At 72.3% G+C, this 16,068-nt stretch carries 20 protein-coding genes; 12 read left to right on the top strand and 8 right to left on the bottom strand.

The window, feature by feature from the left end; genetic code table 11:
- Positions 1-112: 112 nt before the first annotated feature.
- From R9X44_RS03180 to R9X44_RS03160, 5 genes are read left to right on the top strand one after another with little or no spacing between them, the layout of a single operon-like run.
- Positions 113-673 (top strand): RNA polymerase sigma factor, encoded by a 561-nt coding sequence (locus R9X44_RS03180; protein ID WP_319812410.1) that lies wholly within the window; start codon positions 113-115, stop codon positions 671-673.
- Positions 670-1,494: a zf-HC2 domain-containing protein gene (locus tag R9X44_RS03175; RefSeq protein WP_319812409.1), complete on the top strand. Its 825-nt coding sequence runs from the start codon at positions 670-672 to the stop codon at positions 1,492-1,494. Before R9X44_RS03180 ends, R9X44_RS03175 begins: the two co-directional genes overlap by 4 nt.
- The gene (locus R9X44_RS03170) at positions 1,494-2,342 is read left to right on the top strand and encodes an ATP-binding cassette domain-containing protein (protein ID WP_319812408.1); all 849 of its coding nucleotides are present in this window, start codon (positions 1,494-1,496) and stop codon (positions 2,340-2,342) included. Before R9X44_RS03175 ends, R9X44_RS03170 begins: the two co-directional genes overlap by 1 nt.
- Positions 2,343-2,346: 4 nt before the next feature.
- On the top strand, positions 2,347-3,219 hold the full coding sequence (locus R9X44_RS03165; protein WP_319812407.1) for a hypothetical protein: 873 nt from the start codon (positions 2,347-2,349) through the stop codon (positions 3,217-3,219).
- Positions 3,219-3,821, top strand: coding sequence for a hypothetical protein (locus R9X44_RS03160; protein ID WP_319812406.1), 603 nt, complete (start codon positions 3,219-3,221; stop codon positions 3,819-3,821). Before R9X44_RS03165 ends, R9X44_RS03160 begins: the two co-directional genes overlap by 1 nt.
- On the opposite strand, the gene R9X44_RS03155 is transcribed toward R9X44_RS03160, so the two are convergent.
- Together R9X44_RS03155 and dapE are read right to left on the bottom strand one after the other, a co-directional pair.
- Positions 3,811-4,632, bottom strand: coding sequence for a hypothetical protein (locus R9X44_RS03155; RefSeq protein ID WP_319812405.1), 822 nt, complete (start codon positions 4,630-4,632; stop codon positions 3,811-3,813). The genes R9X44_RS03160 and R9X44_RS03155 overlap by 11 nt on opposite strands.
- Position 4,633: 1 nt before the next feature.
- Positions 4,634-5,725 (bottom strand): succinyl-diaminopimelate desuccinylase, encoded by a 1,092-nt coding sequence (dapE, locus tag R9X44_RS03150; protein ID WP_319812404.1) that lies wholly within the window; start codon positions 5,723-5,725, stop codon positions 4,634-4,636.
- A 92-nt stretch (positions 5,726-5,817) separates the two neighbouring features.
- Between dapE and R9X44_RS03145 the strand changes: the two genes are divergently transcribed.
- Positions 5,818-6,603, top strand: a complete 786-nt coding sequence (locus R9X44_RS03145) for a TIGR00730 family Rossman fold protein (protein WP_319812403.1) — start codon at positions 5,818-5,820, stop codon at positions 6,601-6,603.
- 31 nt (positions 6,604-6,634) lie between these two features.
- On the opposite strand, the gene R9X44_RS03140 is transcribed toward R9X44_RS03145, so the two are convergent.
- The gene (locus R9X44_RS03140; RefSeq protein WP_319812402.1) at positions 6,635-7,648 is read right to left on the bottom strand and encodes an NAD(P)-dependent alcohol dehydrogenase; all 1,014 of its coding nucleotides are present in this window, start codon (positions 7,646-7,648) and stop codon (positions 6,635-6,637) included.
- A 21-nt stretch (positions 7,649-7,669) separates the two neighbouring features.
- Entirely contained in the window at positions 7,670-8,014 is a 345-nt protein-coding gene (locus R9X44_RS03135) for a DUF6285 domain-containing protein (RefSeq protein WP_319812401.1), read from the bottom strand.
- Between the two features lie 58 nt (positions 8,015-8,072).
- Between R9X44_RS03135 and R9X44_RS03130 the strand changes: the two genes are divergently transcribed.
- Positions 8,073-9,257 (top strand): acyl-CoA dehydrogenase family protein, encoded by a 1,185-nt coding sequence (locus tag R9X44_RS03130; protein WP_319812400.1) that lies wholly within the window; start codon positions 8,073-8,075, stop codon positions 9,255-9,257.
- A 5-nt stretch (positions 9,258-9,262) separates the two neighbouring features.
- Here the strand turns inward: R9X44_RS03130 and R9X44_RS03125 are convergent, their stop codons facing one another.
- Positions 9,263-10,204 carry a phosphotransferase family protein gene (locus R9X44_RS03125; RefSeq protein WP_319812399.1) on the bottom strand — a complete coding sequence of 314 codons (942 nt, stop codon included), beginning with the start codon at positions 10,202-10,204 and terminating at the stop codon, positions 9,263-9,265.
- Between the two features lie 42 nt (positions 10,205-10,246).
- On the opposite strand from R9X44_RS03125, the gene R9X44_RS03120 reads away from it, so the two are divergent.
- The 4 genes from R9X44_RS03120 to R9X44_RS03105 all read left to right on the top strand — a co-directional run bounded on the left by R9X44_RS03120 (position 10,247) and on the right by R9X44_RS03105 (position 13,473).
- Positions 10,247-11,284 (top strand): PHP domain-containing protein, encoded by a 1,038-nt coding sequence (locus R9X44_RS03120; RefSeq protein WP_319812398.1) that lies wholly within the window; start codon positions 10,247-10,249, stop codon positions 11,282-11,284.
- A 55-nt stretch (positions 11,285-11,339) separates the two neighbouring features.
- On the top strand, positions 11,340-12,248 hold the full coding sequence (locus R9X44_RS03115; protein ID WP_319812397.1) for an LLM class F420-dependent oxidoreductase: 909 nt from the start codon (positions 11,340-11,342) through the stop codon (positions 12,246-12,248).
- A gap of 83 nt (positions 12,249-12,331) precedes the next feature.
- Positions 12,332-13,288 (top strand): hypothetical protein, encoded by a 957-nt coding sequence (locus R9X44_RS03110; RefSeq protein WP_319812396.1) that lies wholly within the window; start codon positions 12,332-12,334, stop codon positions 13,286-13,288.
- Entirely contained in the window at positions 13,288-13,473 is a 186-nt protein-coding gene (locus R9X44_RS03105; RefSeq protein ID WP_319812395.1) for a hypothetical protein, read from the top strand. The genes R9X44_RS03110 and R9X44_RS03105 overlap by 1 nt, the downstream gene beginning before the upstream one ends.
- A 157-nt stretch (positions 13,474-13,630) precedes the next feature.
- On the opposite strand, the gene R9X44_RS03100 is transcribed toward R9X44_RS03105, so the two are convergent.
- From R9X44_RS03100 to R9X44_RS03090, 3 genes are all read right to left on the bottom strand, one after another.
- Positions 13,631-14,083, bottom strand: a complete 453-nt coding sequence (locus tag R9X44_RS03100; RefSeq protein ID WP_319812394.1) for a hypothetical protein — start codon at positions 14,081-14,083, stop codon at positions 13,631-13,633.
- A gap of 109 nt (positions 14,084-14,192) precedes the next feature.
- The gene (locus R9X44_RS03095; protein ID WP_319812393.1) at positions 14,193-14,624 is read right to left on the bottom strand and encodes a hypothetical protein; all 432 of its coding nucleotides are present in this window, start codon (positions 14,622-14,624) and stop codon (positions 14,193-14,195) included.
- On the bottom strand, positions 14,621-15,475 hold the full coding sequence (locus tag R9X44_RS03090; RefSeq protein WP_319812392.1) for an NAD-dependent protein deacetylase: 855 nt from the start codon (positions 15,473-15,475) through the stop codon (positions 14,621-14,623). The genes R9X44_RS03095 and R9X44_RS03090 overlap by 4 nt, the downstream gene beginning before the upstream one ends.
- A 192-nt stretch (positions 15,476-15,667) precedes the next feature.
- Between R9X44_RS03090 and R9X44_RS03085 the strand changes: the two genes are divergently transcribed.
- The gene (locus R9X44_RS03085) at positions 15,668-16,039 is read left to right on the top strand and encodes a thioredoxin family protein (RefSeq protein ID WP_319812391.1); all 372 of its coding nucleotides are present in this window, start codon (positions 15,668-15,670) and stop codon (positions 16,037-16,039) included.
- The last annotated feature ends 29 nt before the right edge of the window (positions 16,040-16,068 follow it).

Genomic DNA, 16,068 nt, shown 5'->3' with positions numbered 1-16,068 from the left:
TGGCCCGCCCGTTTCCGGGCCGCGCCTTGACCGCCGCCGACACCGCGACGCGCTCGATGTGATGTGCATCACAGCGAAATCCGCTCGCCGACCGCGGTGCGACAGTCTGGACATGAAAGCCGAACCCCCCGAGGACGCCCGCCTCCTGCGCGAGGTGGCGCGCGGCGACGAGGCGGCGCTCCGGCGGCTCTACGAGCGGCACGCCACCTGGCTGTTCGTGCGGCTGCTGCGCCGCTGCAACGACGAGGACCTCGTCTCCGACGTCCTGCAGGACACGTTCGTCGCGGTCTGGCGCGGCGCGGGGTCATGGCGCGGCGACGGCGACCCTGCCGCGTGGATCTGGGGGATCGCGATCCGGCGGCTCGTGTCGCGGCTGCGCGGGGGACGCGCGCCGCGACCGGTGCCGGACGACAGCCTCGACCTCGCCGCCGCGCGGGCGGCCTCGGCCGAGGAGACGGTACTGCTCGGCGTCGAGCACGGGGACCTCGGCACCGCGCTGTCCCGCATGTCGCCGGAACTGCGCGCGGTCGTCCAGGCGACCGTGCTCGACGGGCTCAGCACGCGTGAGGCGGCGGCCCTGCTCGGGCTGCCGCACGGCACGGTCAAGACACGGGTGCGCAGGGCCAAGGCGCAGTTGCGGTGGGAGATGGCGAATCCGGGGAGCACACGATGAACGCCTGGCATCTTGACGACACGATGGCCGACCGCTATCTCGACGGCGTACTTCCGATGGGCCTTATGGCCTCGTTGGAGAGCCACGTCACGGGATGCGAGGAGTGCCGTCAGAAGGTCACCTCAAGGGTGACGCCACAGGTGACGGCCAAGGTCGCCGCCGTCTGGGAGGACGTAAGGGACCGCGTGGAGGCACCGCCTCTGCCGTGGGCCGTAGGCGTGCTGCGCAGGATGGGCCTTGGGGAGTCCTCCGCCGTGGTGCTCAGCGCGGCGCGTTCCATGAGCACCGCCTGGACCGCCGCCACCGCCGTCATCCTCGCCTTCGCGGCCTTGGCGGTGATGACGGACACGGTAGGGGGGACCGCCCTCTACCTCGTCATAGCGCCGCTCGTCCCGGTCGTCGGGGTGGCCGCCGCCTTCGGGCCCACCACGGACCCGCTTACCGAGATCACCCGTGCGACGCCTTATCCGGCGGCCCGGCTCGTCCTCCTACGGGCAGCTGGGGTGACCGCCACCAGCGTGCCGTTGGCCGTCGCCATAGGGCTGCTCGTCCCCGGTTCGCTCCTTCTCGCCGTCGGCTGGCTCGTTCCCGCGCTCGCGTTCGTGGTCACCGTCCTTGCCGCGTCCACGTGGGTCGACCCGCGCGCGGCCGGCGCGGCGGTCTGCGCGGTGTGGGCGGGCGCGGTCGGGGCCGCGTCAGGACGCACCGACACGCCGCTCACCCTCGTGGAGACCGGCGTCCAGCCCCTGTACCTCGCGCTCGCGCTCGCCGCGGCGCTCGTCCTGGCGGCACGCGTCCGCCGCGCCAACGGAGGTCTGTGATGACCGTCGTCCTGAGATCGGTCGCCAAGCGGTTCGGCGGCGTCACCGCCCTCGCCGGGGTGGACCTCGAGTTCGGCAGCGGCGTCACGGGGCTGCTCGGGCCCAACGGCGCGGGGAAGACGACGCTGCTCAGGCTGCTGTCCACCGCGTTGGAGCCGTCGGAAGGCACGGTGACGGTCTTCGGCCGCGCCGCGCACGGCACCGATGCAGAACGGACGGCGGTGCGGCGCGGGCTCGGCTACCTGCCGCAGGAGGTCGCCTTCCCGCCCGGGATGACGGTCTTCGGCTTCGTGGACTACATCGCGGTGCTCAAGGAGTGGACCTCGACCCGCGCGCGGCACGCGGAGGTCAGGCGGGTCCTCGACGTCGTCGGCCTCGGCGACCTCGCCACCCGCAGGATCAGGGCCCTGTCGGGCGGTCAGCGCCGCCGTGCGGCCCTCGCGCAGGCCCTGCTGGGGGAACCCGCCCTGCTGATCCTCGACGAGCCCACGACCGGCCTCGACCCCGAGCAGCGGGTGGCGCTGCGGTCGGTGCTGTCCAGGATCGCGGTGAACGCGACAGTCCTGCTGGCCACCCACCAGACCGAGGACGTCGCCGCGCTGTGCGACCGCGTCGTCGTCATCGCCGCCGGAGGGGTCCGCTTCGACGGGCCGGTCCGCGAACTCGTCGCGACGGCGGAAGGCAGGGTCTGGCTGTGCGAGAAGGACCACCCCGGCGCGCAGGCGGCCTGGCGCACCGGCTCGGGAAGGCACCGCCGCGTGGGCGGGGCCCCTCCCCCGGAAGGCGAGCCCGCCGAACCGACGCTCGAAGACGCCTACCTGCTCATGCTCGGAACCCCCGAAAGGTGACGCCATGCCCACGTCCACCGCCTCACCCCTGCGTTCGCTCGCGCTCCTCGAAGCGCGGCGCTACGCCCGTCATCCGCTGTTCCTCGTCGGCTTGGGGCTGCTGCTCCTGGCCACGGTGGCGTCGGCGCTCCAGGACCCCGTCCCGGCCGACCTGCTCACCCAGCCGCTCGTCCCGGCCATGACGCTCGGCGTCTTCGGCCTCGTGGTGGCCGCCCGGCTCACCCGGTCGGCCCAGGACTCCCTCGACACCCTCGGCGCCTCTCCTGTCCCCGAACGCACCCGTACTGCGGCGCTGCTTCTGGCCTGCCTGGTTCCGGCCGCTGTGGGCCTCGTCTGGACGGTCTTCACGCTGCTCTGGTACGCCGCCAACCGGCCGTCCCCGGACGCGTGGTGGTACGACACCCTGCCTGCGCGCGACGTCGTCGGCTACCTCCTCGCGGCGGGCGCGGTCGCATCCTACGGCGGGCCGGTACTGGGCGTCGTAGTGGCGCGGTGGCTGCGCTGGGCGGGCGCGCCGATCGTGGCGGCGGTCGGCCTTATCGCCGTCACCATCGCGGGACAGGGCATCATCGAGCCCTTGCGCACCGTCCGGACGGTCATGCCCTGGACGCACTGGTACGGCGGTGACAACGGGGCCGGAGCCGACTACTACTACCAGGGCGATCCCTCCTGGTGGCTCGCCTACACGCTCTGCCTGTGCGGGCTGGGCGCGCTCGCCGCCCTGTGCCATGACCGGACGGCCCGTACTCGCGGGCTCGTCCTGTGCGCGGCGGTCCTCGCGGCCGCGGCGGTGGCGACCACGACCCTGGCGATGGTCGCCGGGCCGCAGGAGACCAGGCTGTCGCCCGCGACGCTGCACCCGGAACAGGTCGGCTGATGCTCCGCCACGCCGTGCGCGCGCTGCCGGTGCCCGTCCTCGTCGCGACGGGCCCGGTGGCGGCGCTCCTGCTATGGCTGGTGGACCGCTGGCCGTGGGCGGCTTGGCCCGCCGCGGGGGTCGCCGCGGCGACGGTAGGCGCGGCGGCCGCCCAGCTGTTCAACGAGCCCGCCGCGGCCATCGTTGACGCCCTGCCGCGCCCGCTGTGGTGGCGTACGACGGCCCGCCTCATGCCCGCCGCTCTGCTCGCCGTCCTGTGGCTCGCCCTCGTGCCGCTCGTGGACCTCGACGGCGCGGGCCGCACGCCGTTCGTCCAGCTTGAGGGCGTCGTCACCATCTTGTGCGCAGCGGCTTGCACGACGTGGCTACGGCGTCGGGGACAACACTCCCCCGGGCCGGCGGTAGGTGCGGCCCTCCTGCTGGTCCTGAGCTTCCTCGCCTTGTGGAACCCGCTGGAGGACGTCCTTCCGCTCTACCCGTACGGGCCGCCTCCCGCCCCTTGGCGGACGGCCTACCTTCTGTGGGGCTGCGGCGGCGCCGCCTTCGCCGTCGTGCTCGTGCTGGCGATGCTGCCGCGCCGCGCGCGCCAGGTCAGCGGATGAGGACGCGGTCCGCAGGCGCGGCGTCGTCCTTGGACCAGCCGTCGTGGCCCGTCTTGGCGGTCCACCTGAGGCCCGCGTGACGGACTTCGGTGAACCCGTAGGTCCGCGCGTGAGTGACCGCCCATACGGCGAGCGCCCTACCGTCGGCGGCCTTGCCCGAGCCGACCATCACCGTGTCGCCCTGCGCCTTGGTGCCCTTGCCGTAGGTGCGGCGCAGTTCGGCGAACGCCTTCTTGGTGTCGGCCTTGACGCCGTCGCCGGGGCGGTACCAGCACGTCACCTCGCCGTCCTTGTCCCCGGTGAAGCCCTCGGCGAGGATCTCGGCCATCGGCTCGTGCTGGGCGTACAGGGTCCCGTCGAAGCTGCGCTGCACCTCCTGCGCGGCGACGTGCAGCTCCTGCTTGGCGTAGCCGTCGACCTTCTCCAGCGCGTCGAAGAACTTGCCCGAGGAGTAGACCGGGTCCTGGAGCTGGTCGGGGTCGCCCCAGCCCTGCGAGGGCCGCTGCTGGAAGATCCCGACCGAGTCGCGGTCGCCGTAGGACAGGTTCTCGATATGCGACTCCTGCTCCGCCGTCGCGTACGCGATCACCACGGCGCGGCGAGGGAGGCCCTTGCGGTGCGCGACGCCCGCGATGGTCGCGGCGTTGGCGGCCTGGCTGACGCTGAGCTGCACCTCGCCCTGCGGCGCGGTGATCCGGCACCCCTCGCCGAGGAACACCGTGCGCGCCTCGGTGAGCAGCCGGTACCCCCCGTAGCCGATGGCGGCGACGAGGGCCACCGCGAGGAACCCGGCAAGAGCACGCCAGCGCATCTCAGTCTCCGGAAAGCCAGGAGCGCAGCCGCTTCTCGCAGGAGGCGACCGACGACAGGGACACCCGCTCGTCCTTGTGGTGGGCGAGGGTCGGGTCGCCGGGGCCGAAGTTCACCGCGGGCACCGCGAGACCGGAGAAGAGCGACACGTCGGTCCAGCCCAGCTTCGCCCTGACCTTGCCGAGTTCGACGGCCTGCTCGAGGTCGACGTCGGTGACCGAGCGGACGAAAGCGCGCGCGGCCGGGTGGTGCAGCCCTGGCCGGGCCGCCTCGCTGGCGTCCACGACGGTCACCTCGTAGCCGTCGAACAGCTCGCGTAGGTGAGCTTCGGCCTTGGCGAGGTCGCTGTCGGGCGCGTAGCGGTAGTTGACCGAGATCGTGCAGGCGTCCGGGACTACGTTGCGGGCTATCCCTCCCGAAGCGAAGACCGCGCTCAGGCCCTCCCGGTAGGCGATGCCGTCCACGACGGGCCGCCTTGGCTCGTAGGCGTTCAGCAGGTCGAGCAGCGGCTTCATCTTGTGGATCGCGTTCTCGCCCATCCAGGCGCGGGCCGTGTGCGCGCGGGCCCCGCGCGCGGTGACGTCGACGGTGATCGTGCCCTGGCAGCCGCCCTCGACCTCGCCGTCGGTCGGCTCCATCAGCACGGCGAAGTCGGCGGCCAGCAGCTCGGCACGGGTCTCGGCGAGCCGCTTCAGCCCGTTGCGGTCGGCGCTGACCTCTTCGCACTCATACGCCACGAAGGTGATGTCCCGGGTGGGTTCGGGAAGGGTGGCCGCGAGGTGCAGCAGGACGGCGAGGCCGCCCTTCATGTCGCAGCTGCCCAGCCCCCACAGGGTGTCGCCGTCGAGCCGTGACGGCAGGTTCCCGTTCGCCGGGACCGTGTCGATATGCCCGGCCAGCACCACACGCTCGGCCCTTCCGAGACGGGTGCGGGCCACGAGGGTGTCCCCGTCGCGGACGACCTCGAGGTGCGGGTGGGCGCGCAGACCGGTCTCGATGGCGTCGGTGAGCGCACGCTCCGACCCGCTCTCCGACGGCGTGTCGACGAGGGCCCTGACCAGGGAGGTGACGTCCTGCGAGAGATCCATGTCCATTGAGCTTACTTCGCTTCCCGGCCCCGCGCCGCCCCCTCCTGCGGGCCGGCTCAGGCGCTGGGCAAGGGCACGTTCGCGTTACGGTGAGGCGCATGGACGAGACAGCTCACCGACAGGGTCCCGCGACGCTGCGGGGCCGTGCCCGCCCTACGACGACGCACGACCAGCGCCTGCTTGACGAGCGCGGCTCGGCCGAGTGGCTGCACAAGGACCCGTGGCGGGTCCTGCGCATCCAGGCCGAGTTCGTCGAGGGTTTCGGGCTGCTCGCCGAGCTGGGCAGGGCCGTCAGCGTCTTCGGCTCGGCCCGGATCAGGCCGGGCAGCCCGTACTACGCGCTCGCCACCGAGGTCGGCGAGCGCCTCGCCGAGGCGGGCTACGCGGTGATCACCGGGGGCGGCCCCGGGATCATGGAGGCGGCGAACAAGGGCGCGGACGGCCGCGGCCCGTCCGTCGGGCTCGGCATCGAACTGCCCTTCGAGCAGGGCATGAACGACTACGTCGACGTCGGCATGGTCTTCCGGTACTTCTTCGTCCGAAAGACGATGTTCGTCAAGTACAGCCAGGCGTTCGTGGTGCTTCCTGGCGGATTCGGCACGCTCGACGAGCTGTTCGAGGCGATCACCCTCGTGCAGACGCGGAAGATCACCAGGTTCCCCATCGTGCTCATGGGCGTGGAGTTCTGGCGGCCGCTCATCGACTGGATCACCGGAACGCTCCAGGCCGAGGGGCTGATCTCCGCCGACGACCCCGACCTGCTGCACCTCACCGACGACCCCGAGGAAGCCGTCCGGATCGTCATCGAGGGCCACATGAGCGCCGCTCAGGCGGGCATAGAGGCCCGGGTGCAGGCCGCCACGGCCGAGGACGCCGGCTCCTAGGCGTGCGGGCCGCTGCGGGCGGCTGAGGCCGTCAGAAGATCAGGACGGGCTTGACGGCCTGGCCGGAGCGCGCCGCGTCGACGGCGGCGTTGATGTCGGCGAAGGCGAAGGTCGTGACGAGGCGGTCGAGCGGCAGGCGGCCCGCGCGGTGGTGCTCGATCAGCTCGGGGATGAAGCGCTGCGGGATCGCGTCGCCCTCGATCGAGCCGCGGATGCCCCTGCCGTTCATGAGGTGGCGCTGGTCGAGCTCGACGGGGTTCTTCCGGCCCTGGAACCCGACGGTGACGCATTGGCCGGGGGCCGCCAGGGACTTGACCGCCGCACGGACGACGTCGGGGTAGCCGACGCACTCGACGGCGTGGTCCATCGCGTTGAACGGGGCGTCGGACGGGTCGACGGCCTCGGTCGCGCCGAGCTCGAGGGCGAGCGCGCGGCGTGCGGGGTTCGGGTCGACCGCCACGATCCGCTCGCAGCCCGCGATCCGGGCGGCCATCACCGCGCTCAGGCCGACCGCGCCGAGGGCGAAGACGGCGAGGGACGATCCGGGCTCGGGGCGCAGCACGTTGAGCACCGCGCCCGCGCCGGTCTGGACGCCGCACCCCAGCGGGGCGAGGACCTCGAGCGCGAGGTCGTCGGGGACGCGGATGACGTTGCGCTCGGTCGTCACGGTGAAGGTGGCGAAGGATCCCTGGCCGAGGAGCCTTGCGCCGAGGTAGTTGAGCTGGAGGAAGTCCGCGCAGTACGCCATCCTGCCGTTCTCGCAGGCGGGGCACATCCCGCACCAGGCGTAGCTGAGGACGACGTGGTCGCCCGGCTCCACGCCGCTGACGGCCTCCCCCACCGCCTCCACGACGCCCGCGCCCTCATGGCCGAGGATCTGGCCCGGCACGACGGGGTCGGCGGCGGTGACGAGGTCGGTGTGGCAGACGCCGGAGGCGACGAGCCGTACCAGCACGTCCTCGGGCCCCGGGTCGTTCAGGGCCACGGGACGGCGCTCGAAGCGGCCGTCCGGGGTCGGAAAGGCGGCCTCCACGGTATAAGTCACCGCTTACTTATACCCTCCCGGTCAGGCGTCGGCGTATCCCGGGTGGGCCACTTCGAGCTTGGCCCGCACCGCGCCGAGCAGTTCCCCGTGGACATCCGCATAACGGTCGTCCAGGTCGCCCGCGCGGATCGCCGCGGCGAGGGCCGCGTCGTCGGGGTAGCCGAGCCTGGCGAGCCGTTCCCTGTGCTCGGCTTCGTGCCGGGCACCTTCGGCGAGTTCTCTTTCGACCATCCCGAGGACGTTCGCGGCGACCAGCGTGTGGAACCGAAGCCGTCCGGACGAGGACGGCAGCACGTCGCGCTCGAGGAACTCGCGGACGGACTCCACGAGTTGCGCGGCGGTCGGCACATCGTGCGGCAGGGGCATGGCGCGGCATCCCTTCACAAGACAGAATGCGATTCTAGTCGACCGAAGGGCGAAGTCCATGAGCTTCGAGATCCCGGCGTCCGTCCGCCCCCTGCGCGACGCCGTCTACGCGTTCATGACCGAGCGGGTCGAGCCCGCCGAGGAGGCGCTGCACGCGGGAGACATCGACCTGCTCCGCACCCTCCAGCGGGAGGCCAAGGCCGAAGGGCTGTGGGCCCTCGGGCACCCCAAGGAGATCGGCGGAGGAGGACTGCCGTTCCTTGACTACGTGTACGTCAACGAGGTGCAGGGCCGTAGCGAGTTCGGCCAGGTCGCCCTGGGGACGTTCACCCTCCAGGACTCGCTCATGCTGCACAAGTACGCGGCCGACAGCCAGCGCGCAAGGTTCCTCGCACCCCTCGTGCAGGCGGACATCTACCCGTCCTTCGCGATGACCGAGCCTGGCCTGTCCAGCTCCGACCCGACGCAGCTCACCACGACCGCCGAACTCGTCGACGGGGAGTGGGTCATCCGGGGCCGCAAGTGGTTCACCACCCTCGCCGACCGCGCGGCCTACACGACGGTCATGTGCCGTACGGAGCCCGACGCGAGCCCGTACCTGTCGTTCAGCATGATCCTCGTGCCTACGGACACCCCCGGATACACGATCATCCGCGACACCCCCGTGCTCGGCCTTGACGGCGGGCACATGGAGGTCGTCTACGACGACGTACGCGTCCCGGAAGAGAACCTCCTCGGGCCGCGCGGGCACGGCTTCGTCATCGCCCAGGAAAGGCTCGGGCCCGGCCGGATCTTCCACTGCATGCGCTGGCTCGGCCAGGCGCAGCGCGCGTTCGACCTGATGTGCCGCAGGCTGCACGAGCGCACCGCGTTCGGCGGGCCACTCGCCGACAAGCAGCTCCTCCAGCAGCACGTGTTCGACTCCTACACCGAGATCCAGGCCGCGCGGCTGCTCACCCTGCACGCCGCGCACGAGATCGACGCGGGCGGCCAGGCGCGGGTCGAGATCGGCGCGATCAAGGTCGCGGGCGCGCGGATGCTGCACAACGTCATCGACCGCGCGATCCAGGTGTACGGGGCCGAGGGCCTGACCGGGGACACGCCGCTCGACCGCATGTACCGGCACGCGCGGGCGGGCCGGATCTACGACGGGCCCGACGAGGTGCACATCAGCCGCACGGCCCAGCGCATCCTCAAGGTCTACGAGAAGGGCGACGTGTACACGTTCCAGCGTGCGTACTAGCGCGCTTAAGCCTCTGACAGGGCGGTGAGCAGGTCGTACTCGGTCTCGGCCACCCGGCGGCCGAGGGCCGCGAGCTCGACCGAGCGTTCACCGCCCGTCAGGTGGCGGCTTGTCTGCACGACGCAGATGACGCCCCAGCGCAGCACGCCGTACAGCTCCCACCAGCGCAGCGCCTCCCGGTCCACCTTGACGCCCGACGCGCGCTCGTAGGCCGCGACGAGCTCGTCGTAGCCGCCGAAGCCGCCCACGGGCAGCGGGGAGCCGAACCGCCAGGGGGTGGCGCACAGCCAGCCGAGGTCCTCCAGCGGGTCGCCGATGTGGGACAGCTCCCAGTCGAGGACCGCCCTGACGCCGTCGGGGCCGATGATGAGGTTGCCGTTCCTAAAATCGCCGTGCACGACCGTCGTGGCGGAGGGCGCAGGGCGGGTCAGCCGAAGCCTGCGCAAGGCGAGTTCCAGAGCGGGATACGGGTCGGGGAAGCCGTCGAGGATCAGCTCCCACAGGTCGAACTGATCTTCTGAGGACAATCCGGGCACGCTGTCGGCGGGAATCCGGTGGATCGCGGCGAGGATCTCGCCGCACTCGGCGGCCAGCCCGGCGCGGGCGGCGGCGAGCTCGGGCGAGCGGAGGATCCTGCGCGGGATCGTCTCGCCCTCGATCCTTGTCATGACGATGTAGTCGTCGCCCGCCGCGACCACCTCGGGGCTCGGCGCGCCCACCCCGGCCGCCGCGCGCATCAGGGCGGCCTCGACGTCCAGGGGGTTGCCGGTGGCCGCGCCGCCCGGCGTGTCGCGGCGCAGGATCAGCGGGTGCCGCTCGCCCCTGCCGGTGACGGCGTCGAAGGCGGTGGTCAGCCGCGACGCGCCCGCGCCGTCCCTGCGCAGGCCCTCGATCCGCAGGCCCGGACCGTAGATCCCGCCGAGCACCTCGTGCAGCAGCTCTTCCATCCCGACATATAAGCATTTACTTATGGCGGGTACCACTCCCGTATGGAACAGGCTTCCCACGAGGGACCCGTCGAGGCGCTGCGGCGCATCGCGTTCCTCCTCGAGCGCGCCCACGAGCCCACGTACCGCGTCCGTGCCTTCCGGACCGCCGCCGCGACCGTGGAAGGGCTCGGCCAGGACGAGCTGGACAGACGCATACGCGACGGCACCCTTGCGGAGCTTCCCGGGATCGGCAAAGTGACGGCCCAGGTCGTCGCGGAGGCCGTCGCGGGAGAGGTGCCCGTGTATCTGCGGCGTCTTGAGGCCACCGAGGGCCAGCCGCTGGACGAGGCCGCCGAAGCGCTCCGCAAGGCGCTGCGCGGAGACCTGCACACGCACAGCGACTGGTCGGACGGCGGCTCGCCCATCCGCGAGATGGCCGAGACGGCCCGCGCGCTGGGCCACGAGTACATCGCGCTCACCGACCACTCGCCCCGGCTGAAGGTCGCACGCGGGCTCTCGGCGGACCGGTTGAGGCGGCAGATCGACGTCGTCGCCGAGCTCAACGAGGAACTCGCGCCCTTCCGCGTCCTCACCGGGATCGAGGTGGACATCCTCGACGACGGGTCCCTCGACCAGGAACCCGAACTGCTCGAGCGGCTCGACGTCGTCGTCGCCAGCGCCCACTCCAAGCTGCGGATGGACAGGGTGGACATGACGCGCCGCCTTGTCGCCGCCGTCTCCAACCCGTTGGTGGACGTCCTCGGGCACTGCACAGGACGGATCGTGCAGGCGGGCGGCAGAAGGGGCGGGCTGCGGCCTGAGTCGGAGTTCGACCCCGAACTCGTCTTCGACGCGTGCGCGGCCTACGGCACCGCCGTCGAGATCAACTCTCGGCCGGAACGCCTCGACCCGCCCAAACGGCTGCTGAGGCTGGCGGTGGAGGCGGGCTGCGCGTTCTCCATCGACTCCGACGCGCACGCCCCCGGACAGCTCGATTGGCTCGGCAACGGCTGTGAGCGCGCGGTGCGCTGCGGCGTCGCGCCCGAGTCCGTCGTCAACACACGAAAGGCCGACGCGCTGTTCGCCGCCGAAGGATGATCGTGCAGAATCCGAGTGACCCGAGTGACCCCGCCCACGGACCAAGGAGGCTCTCGTGCGGATAGGCATCTCGCTCATGGACAGAGGCGGCCCCGACGCCCTGCGCACCTTCACCGACGACGTCAGGCAGGCCGCGGACGACGGCTTCTCTTCCGTCTGGCTCAGCCACATCTTCGGCATCGACGCCCTCACCGCGCTCACCGTGGCGGGTTCGGCCGTGCCCGGCATCGAACTCGGCACGGCGGTCGTGCCGACCTACCCGCGCCACCCCGCCGCGCTCGCGCAGCAGGCGCTGACCACCGCCCTGGCGATCGGCGACGGACGGCTGACGCTCGGCGTCGGCCTCTCCCACCAGATCGTCATCGAGGGCCTGTACGGCTACGACTTCTCCCGTCCGGCGAGGCACATGACGGAGTACCTGTCGGTCCTCACGCCGCTGCTGTCGGGCGAGCGCGTGTCGTTCAAGGGCGAGACCATCAAGGCCGAGTTCGGGCTCGACGTCGGCGTCGGCGCGCGGGTCCCGGTCGTGGTCGCCGCGCTCGGGCCGCGCATGCTGCGGATCGCCGCCGAGCAGGCCGACGGCACCGTCCTGTGGATGACCGGGCCGAAGACCGTGCGGGAGCACATCGTGCCGACCATCACCGCCGCGGCGGCCGAGGCGGGACGGCCCGCGCCGCGCGTCGTCTGCGTCCTGCCGGTCGGCGTCACCGACGACGTCGAGACCGCCCGCGTCCGCGCCGGAGAGGTCTTCCAGATCTACGGGACGCTTCCGTCGTACCGGGCGATGATGGACAGAGAGGGCGTCGAGGGGCCCGCCGACCTCGCCGTCGTCGGCGACGAGGACTCCGTCGCCGCCCAGATCGAGGACCTGCGGGCGACCGGCGTCACCGACTTCGTCGCGGGCGAGTTCCTCGGCGGCAAGGACAGGGAACGCACCCGCGCCTTCCTGAAAAGCCTGCAGTAACCGAACAAATCCCGCCGAACAGGCTGTGGACAACTTTCTCTGAGGATCGCCTCCCGGTGGTAGAAACGCATCGGGAGGTGGTCATGGACCGTCCGTACGCCCTCACCGGCCCTGTCATCGACCCCGCGCTTCCCCCCAAGACGCGCGAGGTCCTGGAAGAACACCCCGCGTCGCTGCACCCCGGCGACGCGCCGCGTCCACCGCGCCCGCTCGGCGGGCTGCGGCCGATGGACGCGGTGCTCGCGCTGTGGCAGACGCCCCTGTGGACGTACCTGCCCGGCCTCATCGGCACGGTGTACGCACCGCGCGTGCGCAACGCGGCGTTCGGCGCGCAGGCGCTCGTCGTCGCCGCGTTCGCGCTGCGGCCAGGGCTCGCCCTCGCCGTCGAGCTGTGCCTTCAGCCGCTGGTCTTCGCGTTCCTGCTGAGCCGGTGCGGTGAGGGCGCGGCGGGGCGGCTCGCCCGTCGCCACCACGGCTCCTACCTGCTGCCGCAGGAACTGGGCGGCAAGCACCGCGATCTGCTCGGGCGGGCCCGCAAGGCGGTCGCGTACGTGCTCGCCTCGCGGGTGCAGACCGAGGGCCTGCTCGACGACATCCGCAACACCGTCACGCTGCCGCAGCAGGTGTGGGAGATCGCGCAGACCGTCTTCGAGCTCGACCGGCTGTCCGCCGAGCACCTCGGAGCCGACCAGAACGACCCACAGGTCGCCGAGCTGCTCGGGCCACAGCGCGAGGTGCTGCGGCTGGCGACGGCGTCGGTCACCGAGCGGATCGAGGCCCTTGAGGCGTACGCCGCGCGGGTGAAGGCCGCCGACGCGGCGCTGTCGCAGTGGGAGACCGTGCAGCGCCTCGCCGCCAAGGGCGACGCCTACCAGGATCTGCTCGCCCGCACCGTCCGCGACGAACTCGCCGTCGCCGAGATCGAGGGCCTCACCGAACAGGCCCGCGCCGTCGAGGAGGCACTGCGCGCCAGCGTCGACAAGGCGCGACGCGCCGGTCTCGCCCTGGTTCCCGACATGCCGGAAAGGTTGGCGGGCTGATGGCCAAGAACGCACGTCCCAAATCACCGGCGTCCGAGTCCCGGGCGCTCGGCAGGTTCTCCCCCGGCGGGCTGACCCAGCTCGCCCGGGTCCCCTGGCCGCTCAACCTCATCGGCGCGGTCCTCGTCATGTTCCAGCTCTACTTCGCCGTCGCGTTCATCGCCACACTGACCGGCCCCGGCTGAAGAGCCCCTCTCCCGACCGGCCCCACCGGCCTAGGCGGACCCACCGGACGGGCCGGACCCCCAGGGCTCGGCGCGGGAGGAGGAGGGCGGTGCCCACGGCCGCCCACGGCATGCCGAGCAGCACGGGCGTTCCCGGAGCGGCGGGGGACGGGTGAGGCTACAGGGCGATGCGCGGGAGGAGCAGGTGGGCGCCTACGGCGGCCCACCACGCGCCGAGCAGGACAAGTGTGCCGAGGGCGCCGAGGGCGATCCGCCACTGCGGGAGCGGCCGCAGGAACAGGCCGTCCCTGCGCGGGTCGAACAGCACTCGCGGGTCAGCCCTGCCGAACAGGCCGAGCGAGAGTCCAGGGGCGCCGAACGCCGACACCGCGACCATGCCCAGCGCCCACAGCACGCCGACGGCGGCCATGCCCACCGCGACGATCCCGATGGCCAGCTGGCCGACCGCGACGACCCCGCGCGCCACCTGCCCGATCGCGAGCACGCCGGTGGCCACCTGGCCCACCGCGACGACGCCCGTGGCGAACTGCCCGAACGCGATGACGCCCACCGCGTCCTGGCCGACCGCGAAGAAGCCGACGTCGTCCCCGCCCACCGTCACGATCCGCATGCGGGGAGCATAGACACCCCGTTCCCCACAACGCACCCCATCTCCCCCGATTCCCAGGGATACGAACGGGAGCGCCGACCCCCCGGGATACGTCCTCTGGGGAGTGGGGTCAGGGGGTGGGGAGGCGGGTGGTGAGGTCGGCGGCGAAGGCTTCGGGGGCGGCGACGGTGACGGTGAGGGCGGCGTGGGGGCGGGGGCCGAAGCAGCGGACCGGGGTGCGGAAGGAGACGCAGACGCCGGTGAGGGCCGAGCCGAAGGTGAGGCCCGAGTCGGCGAAGGACAGGCGCGTGCCGATCGCCCGATATGCCTTGTAGGGGCCGGAAGGGGTCGCCGAGGCGACGTTGGCAAGCGGGGTCTCCAGCTTCCAGCGGCCGAAGACGGCGCGCAGTACGCGGTCGTCGAGGGTGACCCGGCTGTTGGCGGGACGGATGCCCATGAGCGCGAGGAGAGGACGGTAACGCGGTGCGAACGCGAACTCGTACGTGGTCGCCGGACGCCCGGACGACGGGCCCGGCGCGCCCGGCGGCGGGTCGGCGCTCACGGGAGCGTCTCGAGGAGGGCGAGGAGGGTGGGGCCGAGGGGGGCGTCGAGGCGGCAGAGGGCGTCGGGGTCGGAGCGGGTCGGGCCCTGGTTGACGATGAGGACGGGGATGCCGTGCGACGCGGCGTGCCTGACGAAGCGGCGGCCGGAGTGGACGGTCAGGGACGAGCCGAGCACGAGGAGCGCGCCCGCGTCGGAGACGAGGTCGTAGCACTCGCGGACGCGGCCGGCCGGGACCGTCTCGCCGAAGAAGATGACGTCGGGCTTCAGCACGCCGCCGCACGCCGCGCAGTCCACGACGGTGAAGGAGACTGTCTCGGCGTCGGTGAGGGACACGTCGCCGTCGGGGTTGACCAGGGTCGGGCGGGCGTCCCACCCGGGGTTCGCGGCGCGCAGCCGCGCGTCGAGGTCGACGCGCCGGGTGCGTTCGCCGCAGCCGAGGCACAGCACCCGGTCGAGCGCGCCGTGCAGTTCGACCACGCGGCCGGATCCGGCCGCCTGGTGCAGCCCGTCGACGTTCTGGGTGATCACGCCGCTGACGAGGCCGCGGCGCTCGAGTTCGGCGACGACGCGGTGCCCGTCGTTGGGGGCGGCGCGCAGCATGTGCCGCCAGCCGAGGTGGGAGCGGGCCCAGTACCTGCGCCGCGCCTCCACGCCCCCGACGAACGTCTGGAAGGTCATCGGCGACGACGGCCGCGACCGCCCGGTCTCGCCCCGATAGTCGGGAATACCCGACTCAGTGGACATGCCCGCCCCGCTGAGGACCACCACGTCCCCGTCGGCGACGAGATCGGCCAGCAGTTCCCGCGCGGCCGGCCCCCGCGCCGGAACGTCGCTCCTGGTGAGTACCACGCCTTCATGGTGCCTTACGGCCCTCCGTGCCCCGGCCGCGGCCCGCCCGCCCGCACCGCCGACCGCGTCGGCGCGCGCGGACCGGGGCCGGAAATTGCGCTGTTCGCGGGGGTTTTGTGGCCCTGCGGGAACAGCGGAGGGGGGCGGGTGGTTCTCGTAGGCGTATGCCCGGCGACAGCGAAGGAGAGGGCGATGGCGACGGTCGATCTGACCAAGGAGACCTTTGAGGAGGTCTTCGGGCGGGAAGGACTCGTGCTCGTCGACTTCTGGGCGAGCTGGTGCGGTCCGTGCCGCGGCTTCGCCCCGGTCTACGAGCGGGTGTCCGAAGAACACCCCGACGCGGTGTTCGGCAAGGTCGACACCGAGGCCGAGCGCGAGCTCGCCGCGGCGTTCCAGATCACCTCGATCCCGACGCTCGTCGTGGCCCGTGACGGGATCATCCTGTACGCGGAGCCCGGCGCCCTGCCCGAGCCCGCGCTGAAGGAGCTCGTGGGCAAGGCGCTCGAGCTCGACATGGACGAGGTGCGCACCGCCGTTGCGGCCAGGCAGAGCGCCGGCAGCTGACGGCTCCAAACGCCGCTCCCCCGTCACCG

Origin of the sequence: Actinocorallia sp. A-T 12471 (assembly GCF_033875155.1) — a bacterium.
Classification (GTDB): domain Bacteria; phylum Actinomycetota; class Actinomycetes; order Streptosporangiales; family Streptosporangiaceae; genus Actinocorallia.
This window is presented reverse-complemented; position numbering and strand designations above follow the sequence as displayed.